Origin of the sequence: Acinetobacter sp. HR7 (assembly GCF_000773685.1) — a bacterium.
Lineage (GTDB): Bacteria > Pseudomonadota > Gammaproteobacteria > Pseudomonadales > Moraxellaceae > Acinetobacter > Acinetobacter thermotolerans.
Map to the genome: position 1 here is coordinate 22,983 of NZ_JPQO01000013.1, position 6,000 is coordinate 28,982.

The following is a 6,000-nucleotide window of genomic DNA, read 5'->3' on the forward strand; positions in this document are numbered from 1 at the left end:
GAGCTTTTTTATGAGAGAATTTAAACATCCATCTCGAATATGGCGTCCCTACGGGGATTCGAACCCCGGTTACCGCCGTGAAAGGGCGATGTCCTAGGCCTCTAGACGATAGGGACAGTGTAGAAGAAATACTTTAAACCAGAACTTTTAGAAGTAATGGCGTCCCTACGGGGATTCGAACCCCGGTTACCGCCGTGAAAGGGCGATGTCCTAGGCCTCTAGACGATAGGGACTTAATAAAATATGACTTCTGAAATTGGCGTCCCTACGGGGATTCGAACCCCGGTTACCGCCGTGAAAGGGCGATGTCCTAGGCCTCTAGACGATAGGGACGTTTCAGAGGTGGGCGTATAATAGGGTGAAAATAGGGGGGTGTCAAACGCATTTCTACACTTTTTTTGCATTTTTGCGTTGAGTGCATAATTTTAAAACAATATCAGGAAAATACTTGAAAAATACATGGCTTAAGCAGGATTTTTCAGCAATTCCAGAATCGCTTCCACCACCTGTGGATGCAGTAAATAACCGGTAATATCGTGCGGACGGTGGATATGAGTCCGGATGCCATAGTTGATAATTTCCGGTTCAAACTGAAATGGCGGTTCAGACAGTGGAAAAGCCGTCAAAAAATCATCGGTTGAATAGAAATTGATCCAGTCGCCTTTAATTGCCTCAGGCCGCACGATGGGCTGTGGCAGATGTTCCTGGATTACCCGGAAGGCCATTGGCGCGCCCAAGGTAATGAAACGCTGCACATTCAGTTCAGGATGCTGAATCAGATGATTGTAGGCAATCACGCTGCCAAGTGAGTGTGCAATCACAATGCAGGGTTTACGACCATTGAGCTGCCGGGCAATCCGTTCATGCACTTCGCGTATAAAATCCGGATTATCTAGATACAGATAAGTTTCAATCAGGAATTTCTGAAGCAGGCTGCGGTGCAGGCGTGGAAAATAATTGAGCAGTAGCACAAAATCCCGAAGTGCCACATTCTTGCTCAAAGTGGTAATGAATTTGAGCTTCTGGTTGAAATTCATCGAGTCATTCAATTTAAGCTCGGGAATATCAGGAATGACAGGTTTGCGCCAGCCGGGGCGTGGTACTGGCGCAGGAGGTGGGGGCTGAACCGGCTGACGAAAAGAAAAACTCGGCCATTGCTGTGGCATCAAGGTACCGGCATTCAGGATATTGCGGACGTTATAGCGTGAAAGCAGATCGCCATAAAATGGAATGCGAATGTGACGTTTTAAATAACTGAATCTGGCATCTTGTTGATGTTTGCGAATCCCTTTTTGAAGTATATGTAGCCAGCGCTGCCGGATGGAGGCAGCGGTATGATGTTGCTGATTCATTCCATGAATAAAAATAACTTTCATCGATACCCCACTGAGTTCGATAGCTTTATATTCACAGTATAGAGATATTTAGCGTAGCAAAAGCAGCGCTTTTTGTGGTGTTAATGTGTAAATTCCTTCGATAAAACAATAATTAACAGACATGTGTATATTTATAAAATTAAGATATTTAAAAGCAGAAAATGAGCAGTTCTAGGTCAACGATTTGACTAAATGGAATAATAGGGCGGGCGAAGGAAATCGTAAAATGAACTCTAGAGATTGAGGTGATTTTTAGAGTAATTCCAGCAGGGCTTTGATGACTTCTGGATGTTGGATATAGCCATCAATATCATGTGGATGATAGATGGAAGTACGAATCTCCCGATTGATAATTGCCGGTTGAAACTGGAAGGGTGGTTCTGATAAAGGAAAAGCAGTGAGAAAGTCATCGCTGCAATAGAAATTGATCCAGTCACCGGTAATGGCTTTAGGTCGGTGAATAGGTTGAGGTAAGTGTTCCTGAATTACCCGGAAAGCCATTGGTGATCCCATGCTAATAAAGCGTTAAATATTCAGTTCAGGGTGCAAAAGCAGATAATGATAGGCAATCACACTGCCTAAAGAATGTGCCATCAGGATACAGGGTTTATCACCATGCAGTTGCTGACCAATTCGCTGATGAACTTGCTGCATAAAAGTGGAATTTGCCAGATAGGAATAGGTCTCGATCAGGAATTTTTTGATCAGCGTATCGTGGAGATAAGGAAAATGATTTAACAAAATCACAAAATCCCGTAAGGCAGTATTCCGGCTTAAGATAGTAATGAATTTCAGTTTCTGGTTAAAGGTCATGGCATCTTCAGCCTTTAACTCGGGAATCTCACAAGTTTCAGGTGAATAGTGCGGGCAATGCGGCGGTGGCGGCTGAGATTTAAGTGGATGATGGAAGGGAAAACGCGGCCAGTCTTGTGGCATTAAGGTACTGGCATTCAATACATTATGCAAATGATGTCGTGACAATAAGTCGCCATAAAAAGGGATACGGATATGCCGTTTAAGATAAGAGAACTGTGCTTGTTGATGCGACTGTTCCAGACCGTGTTTTAGCAGACTGAGCCAGCGTTGACGTAGGGAAGCAGAGCTGAACTTCTGCTTGTTCATGCCATGAATATAAATAATTTTCATCGACACACCACGCTGGCTGCCTGAAACATTTTCAGTATAGATAAAAAAGAGCAGCCGAAGCCGCTCTTTTCGTGATTTTAATGTTTAAGCTTTTGGGTGATAGAACTTGTAATAGCTGATATAGCACAGTGCAATAAACAGCAGACAGCCAAAGAAGCTGATGCGCATGCTCGGGTCAAACACCATACTGATACAGGTGATTAAACAGAACACAAAGCCCAAAATCGGCACGATTGGAAAGAGCGGTGCAGCGAATTGCAGGTCTTTGGCAGTTTTGCCTTGTTTGTGCCATTCACGGCGGAAGTTAAACATACTGACGCAGATGCTCATCCACACCACCACCATGGTAAAAGCAGCAATACCAAGTAGGTTGGTGAAAATGGTTTCTGGCGCAAACTGTTCAGACAGCAAACCTGGCATACCACCAATCATAGTCACGATCACCGCGATATACGGAATACCGCGTTTGTTTATCCGTGAGAACACTGCAGGAAGTTGCTTACTATAAGAAAGTGACCACATCATCCGTGAAGCCGCGAACAGGCCTGAGTTAGCAGCAGACAGTAGTGCGGTGATGATCACAAAGCGGATTAGGTCTTCTGCATAGGGAATCCCGATATGCTGGAACACAGTCACGAACGGACTGCTACTCACACCCTCAGCACGAAGGCCAGCTTCCTGATGCGGGAGTAATGCAGTCACAACCAGAATGGTGCCGACAAAGAAAATCAGTAGACGAAAGATCGAGGTATTGATTGCTTTTGGTACGTTTTTGGCTGGATCTTTGGTTTCACCAGCAGCTACGCCAATCAGTTCGGTACCAGAGAAGGCGAAGTTCACGATTAACATCGTAGTGAAAATCGAGAATAAGCCTTCCGGGAACCAGCCTTGAGCAGTCAGGTTGCTAAACAGCGGAGCAGATTCATGACCCTGATAGCCGATGACGCCAAAAATGGCGAGCAGGCCAAACAGGATGAAGGCGACCACGGTGACGACTTTAACCAGTGCCAGCCAGAATTCAGATTCGGCAAACCAGCGGGTTGAGGTCAGATTCAGGATAAAGACAAAAGCACCAAAGATCAGTGTCCACATCCACATGGAACTGTCTGGAAACCATTCCTGCATCAACAGTGCTGCAGCGGTAAATTCGGTTCCCAAGGTTACCGACCAGGTCAGCCAGTATAACCAGGTAATGGTATAGCCTGTGCCCGGTCCAATATAACGTTTGGCATAAGCGCCAAATGAACCGGATTCAGGCATATGTACGGCAAGTTCACCCAGACACAGCATAACCATGTAAGCGATGATCCCACCAAGGAGATAAGCAAGAATGGCACCTATAGGCCCCGTTTGTGCAATGACTTCACCCGAACCTAAAAAAAGACCAGTCCCGATTGCGCCACCCAGCGAAATCATGACCAGATGTCGGGTACTCATAGCGCGTTTTAAAGGCGCAGAATTGCCCTGATGCGAAGCATCATTCGGAGATGAGTGCATAGGAAATATGAAAAACTTCAAAAGGAATGAAGCGAGCTATTGTAGTGAAAAACTACAAATCTGCAATGGAATAATAGTAAATTTCAATTAGTGCTGATCGGAGATGATCTAGATATGGCGTCCCTACGGGGATTCGAACCCCGGTTACCGCCGTGAAAGGGCGATGTCCTAGGCCTCTAGACGATAGGGACGTTATGAGGTGATGGCTATATTAAGGACTCGACAGCGCTTTGTCAAAAGGCTTTTTGCTAAAAATGTATTAACAGCTTAAACATTCGGCAAAACAGCAGCTGGATTTTATTGGATGATTTTTTTTGTAGCAAATACTTGAAACAGAAATAAAAAAAGTGAACCCAACCAGTATTGGATTCACTTTTAGAAAGTAATCTAAAACTTAAGATTTATTGTGATACAACCAGTAATAGCTGGCATAACACGCTGCCATAAATAGCAGGCAGCCAATAAAACCAGACAGCATTTCCGGGTCAGCTGCCATACTCAAGCCGGTTGCTGTACAGGTCACAAAGCCCAAAATTGGTACCAGTGGGAACCAAGGGGTGCGGAACTTCAGTTCTGAAACACTATGACTTTGTTTTAACCATTGACGACGGAAGTTGAACTGACTCCAACAGATGCTCATCCAGACAATCACCATGGTAAATGCTGCCACACCCATCAGGTTTTTAAAGATCACATCGGCACCAAACTGTTCAGACAGCAGGCCTGGAAGGCCACCAATCATGGTCACCCAAACTGCGATATGCGGTACGCCAGATTTATTTACCTTGGAGAAAATACGCGGTAACTGGTTCTGAGAAGATAGTGCCCACATCATGCGTGAAGCTGCATAGAGACCTGAGTTTGCAGTAGACAGCAGTGCAGTGATAATCACGAAACGGATAAAGTCTTCTGCATAAGGAATACCCATCTGGGTAAATACAGATACGAATGGACTGCTACTTAGGCCACCATGACCACCGACCTGTAAGCCAGCATCGGTATAAGTTAGTAGCGAGCTGATCACGATGATGGTGCCGACAAAGAAAATCATCAAACGCCATACTGCAGCATGAATGGCCTTCGGTACATTCTTTTCAGGATTTTCAGTTTCACCAGCGGCGATCCCGATCATCTCGGTACCGTTAAAGGCAAAGTTCACGATGAGCAGAGTAGTGAATAGTGGAATCAAGCCATTTGGCAGCCAGCCATGTTCAGTCAGATTGCTGAAAAGTGGCGCAGATTCATAACCCTGGAAGGGAATCATGCCGAAGATACAGCCAAAGCCCAGAATGATGAAAATCAGCACAGTCGCCACTTTCACCAGGGACAGCCAGAATTCTGATTCAGCAAAAGTACGGGTCGAACTCAGGTTGGAAATCAGTACACCTGCAGCAAAGATCAGAGTCCATAACCAGATCGAAGTTTGCGGGAACCATTCCTGCATCAAAATCGCAGCAGCGGTAAATTCTGTACCTAGAGTGGCTGACCAGCCCAGCCAGTACATCCAGGACACCATATAACCGGTACCCGGGCCAATAAATTTCGAGGCAAAGGCACCGAATGAACCGGATACCGGTAAATGTACAGCTAGTTCACCGAGGCAAAGCATCACCATATAGGCGATCAGGCCACCAATGATATAAGCCAGAACGGCACCTAGTGGGCCGGCCTGGGAAATGACTTCACCGGAACCCATAAACAGGCCGGTACCAATCGCGCCACCGAGGGAGAGCATGATTAGGTGGCGTGTGCCCATGGCACGTTTTAACGACGGAGTATGACCCTCAACAGCACGCTGCTGTGAAGGTGGAGAGGGAGATTGCATAACTACAAAAAATTAGGAGAGAAATAAAGGTTGTTATTTTATGTTTGAAATGCAGGAAGATTGATAATTAATAGGAAATTTCAAACGAATGGTAAAATATAATCTAAAAAGTGAATATAAAAAAGATCACTAAGATTAGGGTGTGTTGACACTTTT

Annotated in this window: 3 protein-coding genes, 4 tRNA genes and 1 pseudogene; all 8 read right to left on the bottom strand. The window is 45.2% G+C overall.

All coding sequences use genetic code 11. The features are described from left to right. Positions 1-40: 40 nt before the first annotated feature. The 8 genes and pseudogenes from GW12_RS01010 to GW12_RS01045 all read right to left on the bottom strand — a co-directional run bounded on the left by GW12_RS01010 (position 41) and on the right by GW12_RS01045 (position 5,844). Positions 41-116 (bottom strand) — tRNA-Glu (locus tag GW12_RS01010). Positions 117-157: 41 nt separating this feature from the next. Beyond that, positions 158-233 (bottom strand) — tRNA-Glu (locus tag GW12_RS01015). Between the two features lie 24 nt (positions 234-257). Next, positions 258-333: transfer RNA gene (locus GW12_RS01020), tRNA-Glu, on the bottom strand. 131 nt (positions 334-464) lie between these two features. Next, complete coding sequence (locus GW12_RS01025) at positions 465-1,376, bottom strand: hypothetical protein (RefSeq protein WP_034582267.1); 912 nt, start codon at positions 1,374-1,376, stop codon at positions 465-467. Positions 1,377-1,628: 252 nt separating this feature from the next. Beyond that, positions 1,629-2,522, bottom strand: a pseudogene (locus tag GW12_RS01030) (alpha/beta fold hydrolase). A gap of 84 nt (positions 2,523-2,606) precedes the next feature. After that, on the bottom strand, positions 2,607-4,019 hold the full coding sequence (locus GW12_RS01035; RefSeq protein WP_034582269.1) for an amino acid permease: 1,413 nt from the start codon (positions 4,017-4,019) through the stop codon (positions 2,607-2,609). 115 nt (positions 4,020-4,134) lie between these two features. Then, a tRNA-Glu gene (locus GW12_RS01040) sits at positions 4,135-4,210 on the bottom strand. Between the two features lie 203 nt (positions 4,211-4,413). Further along, on the bottom strand, positions 4,414-5,844 hold the full coding sequence (locus GW12_RS01045; RefSeq protein WP_034582272.1) for an amino acid permease: 1,431 nt from the start codon (positions 5,842-5,844) through the stop codon (positions 4,414-4,416). Positions 5,845-6,000 lie beyond the last annotated feature (156 nt).

What these genes read in the sequence shown, in the direction of transcription:
- GW12_RS01025 (WP_034582267.1), bottom strand. Translation starts at nt 1,376, where the DNA reads ATGAAAGTTATTTTTATTCATGGAATGAATCAGCAACATCATACCGCT.
- GW12_RS01035 (WP_034582269.1), bottom strand. Translation starts at nt 4,019, where the DNA reads ATGCACTCATCTCCGAATGATGCTTCGCATCAGGGCAATTCTGCGCCT.
- GW12_RS01045 (WP_034582272.1), bottom strand. Translation starts at nt 5,844, where the DNA reads ATGCAATCTCCCTCTCCACCTTCACAGCAGCGTGCTGTTGAGGGTCAT.